Source organism: Bradyrhizobium viridifuturi, assembly GCF_001238275.1.
In the GTDB taxonomy this organism is placed as follows: domain Bacteria; phylum Pseudomonadota; class Alphaproteobacteria; order Rhizobiales; family Xanthobacteraceae; genus Bradyrhizobium; species Bradyrhizobium viridifuturi.
This window is the reverse complement of sequence record NZ_LGTB01000003.1, coordinates 148,759-164,607: the sequence shown is the minus strand read 5'-3', so window position 1 is coordinate 164,607 and position 15,849 is coordinate 148,759. Positions and strand designations below refer to the sequence as shown.

13 protein-coding genes and 2 pseudogenes are annotated in these 15,849 nt (G+C 63.5%); 10 read left to right on the top strand and 5 right to left on the bottom strand.

Features of this window, described 5'->3' with window-relative positions:
* A complete protein-coding gene (locus ALC15_RS04375) occupies positions 1–903 on the top strand; it encodes an alpha/beta fold hydrolase (RefSeq protein WP_050626220.1) in 903 nt (300 codons plus the stop codon).
* Positions 904–994: 91 nt separating this feature from the next.
* Positions 995–1,534, top strand: coding sequence for a hypothetical protein (locus ALC15_RS43085; protein WP_128089429.1), 540 nt, complete (start codon positions 995–997; stop codon positions 1,532–1,534).
* Positions 1,535–1,630: 96 nt separating this feature from the next.
* Here ALC15_RS43085 and ALC15_RS04365 read toward each other — a convergent pair whose 3' ends face one another.
* Positions 1,631–2,038, bottom strand: a complete 408-nt coding sequence (locus tag ALC15_RS04365; RefSeq protein ID WP_050626218.1) for a GFA family protein — start codon at positions 2,036–2,038, stop codon at positions 1,631–1,633.
* A gap of 251 nt (positions 2,039–2,289) precedes the next feature.
* On the opposite strand from ALC15_RS04365, the gene ALC15_RS04360 reads away from it, so the two are divergent.
* From ALC15_RS04360 to ALC15_RS47815, 5 genes and pseudogenes are all read left to right on the top strand, one after another.
* On the top strand, positions 2,290–3,243 hold the full coding sequence (locus ALC15_RS04360; protein WP_050420133.1) for a metallophosphoesterase family protein: 954 nt from the start codon (positions 2,290–2,292) through the stop codon (positions 3,241–3,243).
* A 12-nt stretch (positions 3,244–3,255) separates the two neighbouring features.
* Complete coding sequence (locus ALC15_RS04355; protein WP_050626217.1) at positions 3,256–3,579, top strand: cupredoxin domain-containing protein; 324 nt, start codon at positions 3,256–3,258, stop codon at positions 3,577–3,579.
* Positions 3,580–3,673: 94 nt separating this feature from the next.
* Positions 3,674–4,231: a sigma-70 family RNA polymerase sigma factor gene (locus ALC15_RS04350; RefSeq protein ID WP_050626216.1), complete on the top strand. Its 558-nt coding sequence runs from the start codon at positions 3,674–3,676 to the stop codon at positions 4,229–4,231.
* Entirely contained in the window at positions 4,228–4,992 is a 765-nt protein-coding gene (locus ALC15_RS04345; RefSeq protein WP_050626215.1) for an anti-sigma factor family protein, read from the top strand. The genes ALC15_RS04350 and ALC15_RS04345 overlap by 4 nt, the downstream gene beginning before the upstream one ends.
* A 116-nt stretch (positions 4,993–5,108) precedes the next feature.
* Positions 5,109–5,401 (top strand): annotated as a pseudogene (locus ALC15_RS47815) (DUF6881 domain-containing protein).
* Between the two features lie 102 nt (positions 5,402–5,503).
* Here ALC15_RS47815 and hpnO read toward each other — a convergent pair.
* Positions 5,504–6,895, bottom strand: a complete 1,392-nt coding sequence (gene hpnO, locus ALC15_RS04340; protein WP_050420129.1) for an aminobacteriohopanetriol synthase HpnO — start codon at positions 6,893–6,895, stop codon at positions 5,504–5,506.
* 102 nt (positions 6,896–6,997) lie between these two features.
* Here hpnO and ALC15_RS04335 point away from each other — a divergent pair, with 102 nt between their 5' ends.
* A complete protein-coding gene (locus ALC15_RS04335; protein ID WP_050626214.1) occupies positions 6,998–7,648 on the top strand; it encodes a DUF2147 domain-containing protein in 651 nt (216 codons plus the stop codon).
* Positions 7,649–7,734: 86 nt separating this feature from the next.
* Here the strand turns inward: ALC15_RS04335 and hpnN are convergent, their stop codons facing one another.
* Complete coding sequence (gene hpnN, locus ALC15_RS04330; protein WP_050626213.1) at positions 7,735–10,350, bottom strand: hopanoid transporter HpnN; 2,616 nt, start codon at positions 10,348–10,350, stop codon at positions 7,735–7,737.
* Between the two features lie 478 nt (positions 10,351–10,828).
* Between hpnN and ispH the strand changes: the two genes are divergently transcribed.
* On the top strand, positions 10,829–11,755 hold the full coding sequence (gene ispH, locus ALC15_RS04325) for a 4-hydroxy-3-methylbut-2-enyl diphosphate reductase (protein ID WP_050626212.1): 927 nt from the start codon (positions 10,829–10,831) through the stop codon (positions 11,753–11,755).
* Between the two features lie 45 nt (positions 11,756–11,800).
* Positions 11,801–12,960: pseudogene (gene hpnH, locus ALC15_RS04320) on the top strand (adenosyl-hopene transferase HpnH).
* 113 nt (positions 12,961–13,073) lie between these two features.
* Here hpnH and ALC15_RS04315 read toward each other — a convergent pair.
* Positions 13,074–13,799: a phosphorylase gene (locus ALC15_RS04315; RefSeq protein ID WP_162240470.1), complete on the bottom strand. Its 726-nt coding sequence runs from the start codon at positions 13,797–13,799 to the stop codon at positions 13,074–13,076.
* A gap of 26 nt (positions 13,800–13,825) precedes the next feature.
* Entirely contained in the window at positions 13,826–15,787 is a 1,962-nt protein-coding gene (gene shc / locus ALC15_RS04310; protein ID WP_050626329.1) for a squalene--hopene cyclase, read from the bottom strand.
* Positions 15,788–15,849 lie beyond the last annotated feature (62 nt).

Sequence of the window (15,849 nt, the reverse complement as noted above, 5' to 3'; positions counted from 1 at the left end):
ATGACGCAGCCGCAGCGGATCTTCGTTGGCGATGCCGGATCGCAGATCGCGCTGGCACGGTGGGGCGAGCCGGGCTCCGGCAAGCCTGTGGCGCTGCTTCTACACGGCACCGGCTTCGTCGCCGAAGTCTGGACCGAGGTCGCGGAGGCGCTGGCCTCCGACTACACCGTCTATGCAATCGACCGCCGCGGCCATGGGCTCAGCCACAAGCCAGCGGCCGATCGTTATCACTTCCGGGATTTCGCCGACGATATCCGCATGGTGGTCGAGCGCCTCGACCTCTACGACATCTACGGCATCGGCCACAGCGCCGGCGCGACCGACATGCTGCTGGCCACCAAGCTGCTGCCGGACCGCTTCACGCGGCTGTTCGTGACAGAGCCGACCGCGATGGATCCGCGCATGCCGCGGACCGGCGGTCTCAGCAACATCGCGACCGCGTCGGTGCAAGGCGTGCTGCGCCGCCGCGCCGAATTCGACAATGCCGATGATCTGTTCCAGCGACTGCGTGCCGCGCCGGCCTTCGCACCATGGACCGAACCGTCGCTATGGGCCTACGTCAATCACGGCTTTGCGCGGCTCGACGACGGCCGCATGCGGCTGCGCTGCTCGCCCGAGATCGAGTCAGCCCTGCTGGGTCCGATCTTCCAGGCCATGGAGCAGATCTATGCCGGCGATTCCCGCGGCAATCCGTTCCCGTGGTTCGCCGAGATCGCCTGCCCGGTCCGCATCGCCACCGCCGAACAGTCATGGCCGATCTACAAGGAGATGGCCGACCGCGCCGCGGCACTGATCCCGCACGCCAGCCGCTGGACCTTCGATGGTGTCGGCCATTGCGTCGCGCAGGAAGCGCCGGAACTGATGATTGCTGCGCTCATGACGTTCGCGGCGGGTGCGGACTAACGCAGTCGTCACGTACGGCGCCGCAAAAAGAAATCGCCGCCCCCTCGCGGGGACGGCGGAAGCCACTCACGCAGTACTGGAACTGATATTAGTGCTTGCCGCGGTGCTCGGCAGCTTCGCGGTGATAACGCGCCGCGTGCTCGTGATGCTCAACGCCTGCGTGGTCGCTCACGATGATCTCTCGGTCTGGCGAGTGAAGTCCGCCATCCTAAGCAGGAGCGCTGACATTATGCTGACGGCTGCAAGACAGGTTTGTTGCGGCTGTTCATCGCCGCAGTATTGTGGCGCCAACGCCATAACGGCCGGAAATCGATCCGCGGCGCGGCCGGGCCGCTACATATCATCTTTTTTGCGTTGTGGCCGAATTCTAAATTCTTACTTCGGTGTGTGGCTGGTGGTTTTGGAGGAGATTGATTTGGCAGAGCCGAAATATCGCCTCCCAGCTTGGATTCAGACCCTTTGGGTGATTGTCCTCGCGCCCATTTTTGTTCTCGCGCTCATACCTAGCCTGAGCAAATTGGTGTTAGGCCCAATTGCAATCCTTGCGATTGCTGCATTGCTCACGGTTACTGCGGCGTACAACAAAACCAAAACGGGAATGTGGTTGCCCGGAGCCAAGAAAGATCGTTAGGCCCTTGTGGCGTTTGCACCATAGTAGCGCATCGATGTTGCAGCGCGTTTCCGTGTTGCGGGGCGCATGGTGTCCGGCGCGTTCATCGGCCATCTGTCATTCCGTCGGCGGAAAGCGATCGAAGGCCGGCAGTTCATGCGCGGTTTCCATCCAGCGCAGCCGCTCCGCCACCTGGATGTGCATGGTGGCCGGTATCGCGCCGGGATCGTCATAGGTGCCGCTCTGGATGTCGATGAAGCCGGGCAACATGTTGCCGTTGGTGTAGAAAAGCCCGCTGCCGCAATTCGCACAGAAGTGCCGCCGGCCGTGTTCCGAGGATCGGTAGATCCTGGGCTCGCCCTTGGTCACCTTGAGGGCGTCCTCAGCGACCATCACCCAGCCGACCATCGGCGCGCCGGCATGGCGCCGGCAATCGGTGCAGTGACACAGCGCATGGACGACCGGTTCCCCGGTCACCTCATAGCGAATCTCGCCGCAATGACAGCCTCCGGTCACGTTGCCCATGGTTTCCTCCAACCGATCAGGGGTTTGCCGGGTGGATAGCGTCGCATGCGCGGCGCCTTCAATGGCGCATCTTGCCCTTGCGGCCAGCTGTCGCGCGCGGGCCTCTTGGCTGGCCTGGTACGGCGGGCCGCCGGGCTCTCACGAAATCGTCATCCCTGCCCTCAAGCCCCTCCAAAGCCCCGGGAATAAACCCCAGGGCCTGCCGATCACCTTCCCGGAAACCCAATCCCTGGGACCACGGGAGACTTGTCATGAGCGGACACGATCACAATCACCACGATGAGGAAAAAGGCGTCAGCCGACGCAAGGTGCTGGAATGCATGACCTGGGCCGGTACCGGCGTGCTGTGGACCGTCACCGGCGGCGTGCCGCATTCGCTCGGCATCGTCGGCTCGGCCGCCGCTGCCGAAGCCACCACCGGCATGACCTTCATGCAGATCAGCGACAGCCATGTCGGCTTCGACAAGCCGGCCAACCCGAACGCCATCGGTACGCTGGAGGAGGCGATCAACAAGGTCAAGGCGATGCAGGCCAAGCCGTCCTTCATGATCCACACCGGCGACATCACGCATCTGTCGAAGGCGTCCGAATTCGACGACGCCGATCGCATCATCTCGCAGGCCAAGCTCGACGTGCACTACGTGCCGGGCGAGCACGACTTCATCGACGAAGAGGTCAAGCTCTACAAGGAGCGCTATGGCAAGGGCACCAAGGGTCCTGGCTACTACTCCTTCGACGCCGGCGGCGTCCACTTCGTCGGCCTCGTCAACGTCGTCGACCTCAAGGGCGGCGGCCTCGGCAATCTCGGCAACGAGCAGCTGGAATGGCTCGAGAACGACCTCAAGGGCCGTTCCAAGTCGACCCCGATCGTGCTGTTCGCCCACATCCCGCTATGGACCGTCTACCCGCAATGGGGCTGGGGCACCGAGGACGGCGCCCGCGCGCTGGAATACGTCAAGGGCTTCGGCTCGGTCACGGTGCTCAACGGCCACATCCACCAGGTGATGCAGAAGGTCGAGGGCAACGTCACCTTCCACACCGCGCGTTCGACCGCCTTCCCGCAGCCGGCGCCGGGTGCTGCGCCCTCGCCCGGCCCGATGAAGGTCGAGGATGCCAAGCTGCGCAGCATGCTCGGCGTCGCCAGCATCAACTTCAAGCAGAACAGCCAGCCGCTGGCGATCATCGACACGCCGCTGCAGGGTTAAGGGAAGACACCGATGAGTTCGATCAATCGACGCGACTTCGGGATCGCCGTGGTCGCGGCCATGCTGCTGCCTGTCACCGCGGCCCGCGCCGAAGACGTCGCGGTCCACATCGACAACTTCTCGTTCGCGCCGAACCCGCTCGACGTGAAGGTCGGCACCACCGTGACCTGGACCAACCGCGACGACATTCCGCACACCGTGGTGTGCGCGGGAAAATTCCGTTCCAAGACGATGGATACCGACGGCACCTTCTCGTTCACCTTCACGGAGCCCGGCGAGTACAAGTATTTCTGCTCGCTGCATCCGCACATGACAGGCAGTATCAAGGTTGGGTAACGTGACCAGCCATATAATCACAGCCATGCCCGGCCGGTGGCCCTCAGCCCCTGGCCGGGCACAAGCCGTCTCTCGACATGCCGGGCAGGACACGATGGTTGTCAAAGCGTCGCAAGACGATCCCGAAAAGGCACGGCGCTTCCGCGAAGCCGCGCTGCCCTACCTTGACGACGCCTATACGCTGGCGCGCTATTTGCTGCGCGATGCCGCCGATGCCGAGGACGCAGTGCAGGAATGCTACCTGCGCGCCTATAAGCATTTCGACAGCTACCGGGGACCTGCGATGAAGCCGTGGCTGTTCGCGATCCTGCGCAATGTCTGCCGCGCCGAATATGCCCGCCGCAAGACCGCCCCCACGGCGGTCGAGGAGCTGCCCGAGGGCGGCGACCAGACCCCGATGTGGAATGAAGCCCCGGAGACACCGGAAAAGCAAATGCTGCGCCGCTTCGACGGCGACACCGTGCGCAAGCTGGTCGCGGCGCTCGCCGAGCCGTTCCGCGAGACCTTTGTGCTCAGGGAAATCCAGAATCTTTCATACCGCGAGATCGCCGATGTCGCCGCCGTGCCGGTCGGCACCGTGATGTCCCGCCTCGCGCGCGCCCGCGCCATGCTGCGATCAGCCTGGCTCGCGGAACAGGAGCAAGCGAAATGACCTGCGAGGAAGCCGAAGTGCTGGTCCACGCGCTGATCGACGGCGAACTCGACGCCGGCCATGCACGCGAAGTGGAAGCCCATATCGAGGGGTGCGCACATTGCGCCGCCCTGATGAAGGAATATCAGGAGATCCGCCAGGCGATCGCCGAGAGCGACGTCAGCTACAAGGCGCCGCTCGAGCTGCGCCGCAAGATCGAGAAGGCATTGCCGCAGCAGCAGGCCGCGCCGAGCCGGCGCTCGGTGCTGCGCGGCTTCGCGATGGGCTCGGCGGTATCGGCGATGGCGGCGACGGGCCTCATCGCGATCGTGCTGCGCAACGACGACGAGCAGCGCATCGAGAACGAGGTGGTGTCGGCGCATCTGCGCTCGCTGCAGGCCGGTCATCTGATCGACGTGGTCTCGACCGATCAGCATACGGTCAAGCCCTGGTTCAACGGCAAGCTCGACGTCTCGCCGCCGGTGATCGACTTGACCGCGCAGGGCTTTACGCTGATCGGCGGCCGGCTCGACTACGTCAACGCACGCGAGATCGGCGCCGTGGTCTACAAGCGGCGCCAGCACGTGATCAATTTGTTCGTGGCGCAGACGGCAAATACCGAACGCAAGCCCGCGAAGGTCTCGACCTTGCAGGGCTTCAATATCCGGCGCTGGAGCGACCGCGGCCTGAATTACTGGGCGGTCAGCGATCTCGGCGCCGACGAACTGACCGAGTTCGGCGACAAGTTCGAGAGCGCTATGCGCGCGAACAAGGAGGGGTGATATCTGGCCCCCGATGTTTGCGGGTTGAGTGTCGTCGCTGAGCAGAAACGTGTATCTTGTTCTAATGCCGCGCCCCTGACGTCAGGCGGCGATAAAGGCTTTGGAACCGCTCAGCCATGACGTTGCGCTACACGAAAGTGACGTGGCGACATTCGAACAGCTACGACCCCGTCGAAATCTACAGCGAACTGGATGACGCGCGGTGGGAGGTCCGGAGAGTGGAGGCGTTCTCCGACGGCTCATTAGACTACGCCAGTCGCTCGAAGTCTGAGGGTCGCACCTTTTTGAGCCCAGAGACATTTCGCCGCTCGCTGAGATTCGGGCGAATCCAGAATTCGAGGCCGCGGAGATTGAGAAAGACGAATTCGATAAGATGTGGTCGAAGGCTACCTGCGCGGATGAAGCTTAGATAGCTTCGTAGCCCGGATGCGGCGCAACGCAATCCGGGAACGGACTCACCGGTTTCGAGAACCTCGGATTTCGCTTCGCTCCATCCCGGCTACAGGTTCGACTACGCCGACTTGCGCACCGCGTTGTCGACCAGCGTCTTGCCGAGTGACCAGATCGCGCCGGGCACCTTGTGGCTGCCGGCAATCACGTCGTCGAACGACTTCTCGATCCAGCTGCAATCTTCCTCGGTGATCATCAGCGGCGGCAGCAGCTTGATGGTGTGGAGACCGTGGCCGGCGACTTGCGTGAGGATCTTGTGATCCTTGAACAGCGGCACCGTGATGAGCTGGCAGAACAGGCCCTTGTTGGCGGTCTCGAGCAGATTCCACGATGCCTTTAGCCGCAGCGATTTCGGCGGACCGAACTCGACGCCGATCATCAGGCCCTTGCCGCGGACTTCCTTCATCAACTCATAACCCGGCACCATGCGCGTCAGCGCAAGGCGAAGCTCGGCGCCGCGCTTGGCAGCGTTCTCGACGAGCTTCTCGGCCTTGATGACATCGAGCGTCGCAATGCCGGCGGCCATCGCCAGATCGTTCTTGGCGAAGGTCGAACCGTGCACGACCGCACGGTCCATCTGGTTGAAGATCTTGTCGAAGATGTGCTTGCGCGTCAGCAGCGCGCCGATCGGCACGTGGCCACCGGACAGCGCCTTCGCGAGCAGCACCATGTCGGGTTCGATGCCCCAATGCTCGATCGCGAGGAATTTTCCGGTGCGGCCGATGCCGGTCTGGATCTCGTCGGCGATGAACAGCGTGCCGTATTTGCGGCACAGCGCCAGCGCGCCGGGCAGGAACTCGTCGGTGGGCATATTGACGCCCTTGCCCTGGATCGGCTCTACGATGAACGCACCGACCTGCCGCGACGACAGCGCCTTCTCCAGCGCCTCGAGATCGTTGTAGGGGATCGGGGTGCAACCCGGCAGCAGCGGCTCGAAGCCGCTGCGGAAATTCGTATCATCGGTCAGCGACAGGGCGCCGTAGGACAGGCCGTGGAATGAATGCCCGCAATAGACGATGCCCGGCCGGCCGGTCGCGCCACGCGCGAACTTGATCGCCGCTTCGACGGTTTCGGCGCCGGAATTGGCGAAAAACACCTTGTCCAGATATGGAACATGCTCCAGAAGCCGTTCCGCGAGCACACCGGCGAGGGTCGAGACGTCTAGCTGCACGAGATTGGGCAGATCGGCGTCGAGCACGCTCTTCAGCGCCTTGCGCAGGTCAGGATGATTGCGGCCAATCGCAAAAACGCCAAATCCGCTCAATAGATCGAGGTAACGAGCCCCCTGACGATCGAAGAGGTATTGGCCTTGCCCCTTCTGGAAGCCGACGTCATAGCCGATGGTCTTGAGGACGCGAACGAGCTGCTCATTGAGGTGACGCGTGTGCATGGCACCGCGCTGCCCCTCCCGCTCCACAAAAATCTCGGAAACGTCTAAATTGGAACTTACCATTCGTTACATACGTCGGTTGATGGCCATCTCGTCAACTTAAAACGCTCGCTAGCGGCGTTTTGACCCCTGCTCGGATCGTCTAGTTAAGCACAGGTTTGGACCATGTTGCACTGCCCAAGAACTTTCGCGCGTACAATAGCCTTTTCAGGTTTATTTTTGGCCACCGTATTATCACCGGCACTTGCAGCGGACCCGACCGGCGACTGGAAGGTCGCAGATGGTGTCGCCACCATCCGCGTCGCCCAGTGTAATGGCAACATGTGGGGTGCGGTGTCATGGGAAAAAACCCCCGGCGGCAAGGATAAGAACAATCCTGATCCGGCGAAGCAGAGCAGGCCTACACTCGGCATGCCGATCCTGATCGACATGAAGAAGAAGGCCGGCGCCGACGCGTGGGAAGGCCAAGTCTACAACGCGAAGGACGGCCAGCTCTACAGCTCGACCATCAAGCCGGTCGGGACTGATCAGCTCGAGATCCAGGGCTGCGTGCTCGGCTTCCTGTGCGGCGGCGAGACCTGGACCCGCGTCGGTCCGCCGATCCCGGTGAGTGCCGCAGGCAACCCGGCCGCTGCCCCGACCGCGAAGGGCGCCGCTCCCAAATCGGCTGCGCCGCAGAAGACCACCGGCGCCGTGGCGCCTGCCACCAAGCCCGGTCAGAAGCAGGCGGCAGGTACTCCGGGCGCCGCCAATGCGTCCGCTGACACCGTCGGCGATATCTGCCTGCTCCCGGACATCGCGCGCCCGACGCACTGATACCGTCGCGCGAGTCCCGCTCGGCGACGAATCGCGGCTCGGCGGCGCCTGCCGCCAAGCCGGATCGACAGCGGATCGCCAACGCGTCAGGTGACGTCGTTGGCGATATCCTCTTCCTTGAGGGTTTCGCGTGGTTTGCCCATCAGCGCCGGCTGGAACAGCAGCACCGCCGCGAGCGTGGTGACGAGCGAGAGCGCAAGCAGCTTGCCCATGCTCGCGGTGCCGGGATGACTGGATAGCCACAGGCTGCCGAACGCGGTCGCGGTGGTCAGCGCGCTGAAAAAGATCGCGCGCGTCAGGCTCGATTGCAGCAGATTCGTCCTGCCCTGCCGCCATGCCGTGACATAGTAGATCTTGAACGCCACGCCGACGCCGAGCAGCAGCGGCAATGCGACGATATTGGCGAAGTTGAGCGGCAGCCCGATCAGCACGCAGATCTCCAGCGTGACGATGCCGGCGACCAACAGCGGAACCAGCGTCATCAGCACGTCGACGACCCGGCGCAGTGCCAGCCACAGCAGCAGGCTGATCGTGACCAGCGCCAGGATGCCGGCGTGGATGAACGCATTCACGATGACATCGCCCGACTTCAGGATCGACACCGGTCCGCCGATCGCGGTCGGCTCGGCGGCGAGCACGGCGTCGGCGAAGCGGCGCAGATTGTCGTTGTCGTTCGGATCGCCCTTCGGCTCGACCTCGACACGCATCAGGCCGTCCTTGGTCTTCCAGCTCTCGACCAATTCCGGCGGCAGGTTCTGCAGCGTGACGGTCTGGGCCTGCAGCGTATTGCGAAGCTGGTCGAAGACGATCTTCATCGGCGCGACGAAGACGTCCTGCGCCTTGTCGCGGGTTGCCTGGTTCGAATCGGCGAGCTTCTGCAGGGCGTCGGCAAGCCGACGCGCGGCAACCGCACCCGGCCCCTTGCTGTCGCCTGCGGTCCTGCGCAGGCTGTCGACCGAGCTCTTCAGCGACTCGACATTCTCCTGATCCGACGGCGCCGGATCGACCGAGTCGGGGTTGAGCGCCGGGCCGAGCGTCTTGGCCGCCTGTGCGATCAGCTTCAGCTTGGCCGGCTGGTCCTCCGGCACGAAGCTGTCGAGCGACATCACGCGCGAAACTTCCGGCAGCTTCTCGAGCTTGGCCTCGATCTTCTTGGCGTCGGCATCCGAGCGCGTCATCACATTGATGGCGTTGGCGCCGGTGTTCGGGTCCTTCCTCAGGTCCAGGAAGGTGGCGATCGATTCCGCCTGCTTGTTGCGCAGATTGATCGGGTTGAAGTCGAACTTCATGTAGTGCAGCAGCGGCAAGCCCGCGACCGTGACCAGCAGCGTGCCGACGATGATCGGAACGCGGTGCTTCTCCAGGAAGTGGTCGAGCGGCGCCAGGAAGGCGTAGCCGACCGGCTCCTTCTCGCCGGGCGGATTGAGCAGGTCGAGCAGCGCCGGCAGCACCGTGATGCTGGTGACGAAGGCCACCAACATGCCGGCGCCGGCGATCTTGCCGAGCTCGGAAATGCCCTTGTAGTCGGTCGGCAGGAAGCACAGGAAGCCGGCCGCGGTCGCCATCGCCGCGAGCGACAGCGGCACCGCCGAGCGGCGCGCGGCGTTTTCCAGCGCCAACGTCAGATTGTCGTTCTTGTAACGCTCGGAACGGTAGCGCACGCTGAACTGGATGCCGAAGTCGACGCCGAGACCGACGAACAAGACCGCAAAGGCGATCGAGAGCAGGTTCAGCGATCCGACCATCATCAGGCCGACTGCCGTGGTGATGGCAAGGCCGATGAACAGGTTGACGAATACGGCGAAGATGATCTTGCCGGAATGCAGCGCCAGCCAGAGGATGATCAGCACGATCACCACGGTGCCGATGCCGTTGGTGATCGCACCGTCCTGCACGGTGGCATATTCCTCGTTGGCGATCGGCACCGGTCCGGTCAGGCGCACGCGCGCGTGGTATTCGGTGGGGAATTTCAGGTCGGCCGCAGCCTGCCGGATCGCGTCGGTCGCGGCCTTGCCGGGCTCCAGCGCCGAGTAGTCGATGATCGGCTTGATCTCGATGAAGGCGCGCTTGTCCGAATCGGTCAGTGGCTTGTCGCTGGTGAGCTCCCGCCAGGAGAAGGTCGCGTTGCCCTTGGCGAGGACGGTCTCGACGGTCTCGGAGATCAGGTTGAAGGGCGGCGCGGCATTGTCGAGCTTGACCTGTCCGCGCTTGACGCCGGCAAGGCCGGTCTCGAGCGCACCGGTCAGGCCGCGAATCGAAGGGTCGCCTGCCATGATCTCGATCAACGGCGCGGCCGATTCGAGCTGGCCGGTGACCTTGCCGACTTCCTCGGTCGGCAGGAACAAAAGGCCGTTCTTCTCGAAGAACTCACCGGAGCCGAGCGCGGTGATCGCCTCGAAGTTCTTCTTGTCGGCTTGCAGCTTCGCGGTGAGCGCTTTGGCGGCCGAGCTGGTCAGCTCGGGCGTCGCAGCCTCGACGACCGCCAGGATCAGCCGCTCGCGATCAAAGGCTTCCTCGAACTGGTTGTCGCGCTTGCGCCAATCGAGATCCGGCGAGATCAGCTTGTTGATGTCGGTGTTGATCGAGAAATTGCGGGCCGTGTAGAAGCCGGCACCGATCGACAGCAGCACAGAGATAATGACAACCGGAAGGGCAAAACGCGTACAGGTCCTAACAACGGAGACGACAATATTTGTCAGCACTTCGTTTCTTTCTAATCTCGGGGAAGCATGGCCGAAAACGCCCGCTCTGTAGCGGAGTTCCCGGGACCGATCTAATGTTGTTTTGGTTATCTTCCTCGACGAGATGGCGAGGAGGTTCCAAAGCACAGGAACGGCCATGAGTGCCGGTATAAACCGCATCAGTGGGCGATAAAGTGACGAACAAGTGAGGGAGACGGACGGTCGCAGGACCTGAAATCCACACTATATTACCTCAAATTCCCCTCCTTGCCGGCCGCCCACCCGCTCGAAGCGCTACCTTTTTGCCACAAATCCCTGTATTTCCATGCCCTTGAGGGCGCGGATCACGTGCAGGACCTGAGATGGTGCGGACATTGCAACTGACGTTGCGAGGTCCGACGTGGCGGAGTGCGTTGCCGAAAAGGCCGCAGGGCTTGGAAGCAGGACTTGGAAGCAAGGCTTGGAATGAGGCTGGTGCAATTTGCGTAACGGACGACCGATGGAAGTGTTTCTTGCTCAGCCGCGCGGCTTCTGCGCGGGCGTCGTGCGCGCGATCGAAATCGTCGAACGCGCGCTCGCGAAGTATGGCCCGCCGGTCTACGTCCGCCACGAGATCGTTCACAACAAGCACGTGGTGGAAAGCCTGAAGAAGAAGGGCGCGATCTTCGTCGAGGACCTGTCGGAGGTGCCGGCCAAGGCGGTAACCGTCTTCAGTGCCCATGGCGTCGCCAGGAGCGTCGAGGAGGAGGCGGAAGCCCGCGACCTGCCCGTGCTCAATGCCACCTGCCCGCTCGTCACGAAGGTCCACAACCAGGGCAAACGGTATATCTCGAAGGGCCGCGCCCTGATCCTGATCGGGCATGCCGGTCACCCCGAGGTCGAGGGCACGATGGGCCAGGTTCCGGGACCGGTCCTGCTGGTCCAGAGCGTCCAGGATGTGGCGGAATTGCGGCTGCCGACCGATACTCCGGTCGCCTACATCACCCAGACCACCCTGTCCGTGGACGACACCAGGGACATCATCGCGGCCCTTCAGGCAAAATTTACAGATATTCAAGGCCCGGACATCAGGGATATCTGCTATGCGACACAGAACCGCCAATCTGCGGTAAGGGACCTGAGCAAGCTGGTGGACGTCATTTTGGTGGTGGGGGCCGCCAATAGTTCCAACTCGAACAGGCTTCGTGAAATCGGCACCGAGGTCGGCGTCGCGAGTTATCTCATTGCCGATGGGAGCGAGCTCAACCCGGACTGGCTGAAGGATGCCAAGGCCGTCGGCATTACGGCGGGTGCGTCGGCACCCGAAGTTCTGGTCGACGATGTGATCGAGGCCCTGCGGCGCATCGGACCGGTCTCGGTCTCGGTTGTTCCGGGCCGCGAAGAGAATATCGAATTCCGGCTGCCAGCCGAACTGACTGCGGGCTGATCTGAACCCACTTCCCTTTGATAAGTGCAGAAAGAAAATCGTCTAATGGCTATACCGTTCTTCAAGGAAATGCGTATCGGCGGTTATCTGATCAAGCAGAAGCTGCTTGGCCGCAAACGCTATCCGCTCGTGCTGATGCTCGAACCCTTGTTCCGCTGCAACCTCGCCTGCGTCGGCTGCGGCAAGATCGACTATCCCGATGCGATCCTCAATCGCCGCATGACCGCGCAGGAATGCTGGGACGCGGCCGATGAATGCGGCGCGCCGATGGTGGCGATCCCCGGCGGCGAGCCGCTGATCCACAAGGAGATCGGCGAGATCGTGCGCGGCCTCGTGGCGCGCAAGAAGTTCGTCTCGCTGTGCACCAATGCGCTGCTGCTCGAGAAGAAGCTCGACCTGTTCGAGCCGTCGCCCTACCTGTTCTTCTCGGTGCATCTCGACGGCCTGAAAGACCATCACGACAAGGCGGTGTCGCAGAAGGGCGTGTTCGATCGCGCCGTCTCCGCGATCAAGGCGGCGAAGGCGCGCGGCTTCACGGTCAACGTCAACGCCACCATCTTCGACGGCCACCCGGCCGAGGAGATCGCCAAGTTCCTCGACTTCACGACCGAGCTCGCGTCGGCGTCTCGATGTCGCCGGGTTACGCTTATGAGCGCGCGCCCGACCAGGAGCACTTCCTCAACCGCACCAAGACCAAGAAGCTGTTCCGCGACGTCTTTGCGCTCGGCAAGGGCAAGAAGTGGAACTTCATGCATTCCGGGCTCTTTTTGGACTTCCTCGCCGGCAACCAGGAATACGAGTGCACGCCCTGGGGCATGCCGGCGCGCAACATCTTCGGCTGGCAGAAGCCCTGCTATCTGCTCGGTGAAGGCTACGCCAAGACCTTCAAGGAGCTGATGGACACCACCGATTGGGACACCTACGGCACCGGCAAGTACGAGAAGTGCGCCGACTGTATGGCCCATTGCGGCTACGAGCCGACTGCGGCAACCGCTGCGATCAACAATCCGCTGAAGGCGATGTGGGTCGCGCTGCGCGGCATCAAGACCTCGGGTCCGATGGCGCCGGAGATCGACATGTCGAAGCAGCGCCCAGCGCAGTACATCTTCGCCGAGCAGGTCGAGAAGAAGCTCTCTGAGATCCGCCGCGACGAGGCTGCGGCTGCAGCCGCCAAGCAGCAGCAGAAGGCTTCCACGGCCGCGTAAAGCGCGCCGCCCGGCACACCAAAGCAAAAGGCCCGATCGCGATGCGATCGAGCCTTTGTTTTTGAGCTTGCTTTGGAGCCTGGCAGGACGAGCTCCCGACCCGGGACAGCGGCTTAGGCTGCCTTCGCCGTGATCAGCACGTCGTCCACCGGCATCAGCACCTCGTTGCCGAGCAGGAAGCCGCGGCAGCTGCGCAGCGAGCGCAGCGCGCGGTTGAAGTCGATCCCGGTCGACACCAGCGCCCGCAACGTGCGCGGATTGCGCGCGATGCCGCGCAGCACCTTGCGCAGGTCGATGTCGCCGTTCGGCTTCACCGCGGATTTCGCCAGTTCCGGCAGCGCCCGGTGCGCGGGATCGCTGATCACGCGCAGCGCGGCGAACGGAATGCCCGCTTTGGCGGCATAGGCTGCCGCGATATGGCTCTCCATATCGACTGCAGCGGCGCCCGTCATCGAGCGCAGCGCGGCCTTGCAGGCCTTTGCCGCGATCACCTCTTCCACGCCGGCGAGGCCGCCACGGACGATCCTGCGCCGCTTCAGCGCGGCGCTGGCGATCATCTCCTCATTCAGGGCCGATGCGGCCAGGAAGCGCGTATCGCCCGACATCACCTCAGTCGCGACCACGACGTCGCCCGACTTGAGCGACGGGTCGAGTCCGCCGGCCACGCCGAACGAAATCACGCCACGGAAAGTCTTCGGATCCAGCGTTGCCAGCAGTTCACGCAGTTGCTGCGAGTCGCTCGAGCTGCAAATCACAATCATGCCGGGGCCTGCCGCGATCCGGGCCTCCTGCACCAATCCAGTCACAATCAGTACCGGCCGAGGATCAATTCTGCCCACGGACTCGGCGGCCCCCGCCTCAACAATCACATCCCGACCCCTACCACCCTGCTATTGGTGCTTCTCAGATTCCGATACCGCGCCAGCGCCCAGAGCGGAAAGAACTTCGAGTAGCCATGATATCGCAAGTAAAATACCCGCGGAAACCCCGTAGCGGTGTATCGCTGCTCGTCCCACAGCCCTTTTTCCGTCTGTGTTGCCTTTAGGTACTCCACCCCCCGCGCAACGGCGGGGTTTTCGACCTCTCCGGCCGCCATCAATCCAAGCAAGGCCCATGCCGTTTGCGAGGAGGTCGATGGCGCAACTTCGTAGCCCTTGTAGTCCAGCCGGTAGCTGACGGCGTCCTCGCCCCAGCCACCGTCCTGATTCTGGACCGACGCCAGCCAATCGACCGCCCTCCGGACCATCGGGTCGTTGCGGTCGATCCCTGCGACATTTAGCGCCGAGAGCACCGACCAGGTGCCGTAGACGTAGTTCAGGCCCCAGCGGCCGTACCAGGAGCCCTCGGCCAGCTGGGTGCGGCGCAGATAGGCAATGCCGTCGGCCATCGCCTTGCTGCTCTCGGCGGTCTCGCCGAGCTGGCCCAGCATCGAGATACAGCGCGCGGTGACGTCCTCGGTCGGCGGATCGAGCAATGCGCCGTGATCCGAGAACGGGATGTTGTTGAGGTAATATTCGAGGTTGTTGGCGTCGAACGCCGCCCAGCCGCCGTCGCGGCTCTGCAGGCCCTCGATCCATTCGCGGCCGCGCGCGATCGCCTCGTCATATTCGCGGGTACCGGTGTGACGCCGCACGCGATCCATCGCCATCACCACCACGGCGGTATCGTCGAGATCGGGATAGTGGTCGTTGTTGTACTGGAACGCCCAGCCGCCGGGACGGACGCCCGGCGCCTTGACCGCCCAGTCGCCCTTCAGCTCCAACACCTGGCGCGGCTTCAGCCAGTCGAGACCTTGCTTGGCCTTGGCGAAGGTGTCGTCGCCGCCCGCTTCCTGCAGCGCGTGGCAGGTCAGCGCGGTGTCCCACACCGGCGAGACGCAGGGCTGGCAGTAGGCCTCGTCGTCGCCGATCACGAGCAGCTTGTCGATGCCGCGGCGGGTGATCGCGCGCGGCGGGAAACTCTCGTCCTTGCCGAGCGCCTCGTACATCATGACGATGTTGGCCATCGGCGGATAGATCGCGCCCATGCCGTCTTCGCCGTTAAGCCGCTCTTCGGTGAAGGCGAGCGCGGCGTCGATCGCGCGCTGGCGCAGACTCTTCGGAAACATCGGCTCGATCACGCGCAGCACGGCGTCGAGCGAGCGGAACAGATAGAACCAGCTCGCGCTCTGATGCGGCGCCTTCGGCGCCATGCGGACCGATTCCGGATCTTCCAGGAAGAGTTCGTCGATGCCGACGCCCTTCGGATTCTTCGCGCGCGGCTTCAGCGCGGCGAGCACCATCAGCGGCACCATCGTGGTGCGCGCCCAGTAGGAGATCTTGTTGATGTGGAACGGCGACCACATCGGCAGCAGCATGATCTCGATCGGCAGCACCGGCGTCGCGCGCCAGGTGACGACGCCATAGAGCGCGAGCAGGAAGCGCGTGAACACGTTGCTGCCCGAAGCGCCGCCGCGGGAGCGGATCGCCTCGCGCGCCCGCACCATGTGCGGCGCGTCGACGGAATCGCCGATCATCTTCAGTGCGAAGTACGACTTCACGCTGGCGCTCATGTCGAACGGGCCGTCATGCACCAGCGGCCAGCCGCCATGCGCACCCTGGACGCGGCGCAGATAGTTGCCGATCTTGGCCTCGAGGGCGGCATCGACGGGTTCGGCGAGATAGTGACGCAGCAGGACGTACTCGGCCGGAATTGTGCTGTCGGCCTCGAGCTCGAACACCCAGTGCCCGTCGGACTGGCGATAGCCGAGCAGCGCTTCGGTTGCCTTGGAGATGCTCTTCTCCAGCGCGACCGGGTCGACTGCAACGCCGTGATCTCTCGAAAGCATTTCGCTCGATATCCTCTTCATCGCGGACCGGCTGATCGAAAGCCGCATCCGCTTCCGAGCAT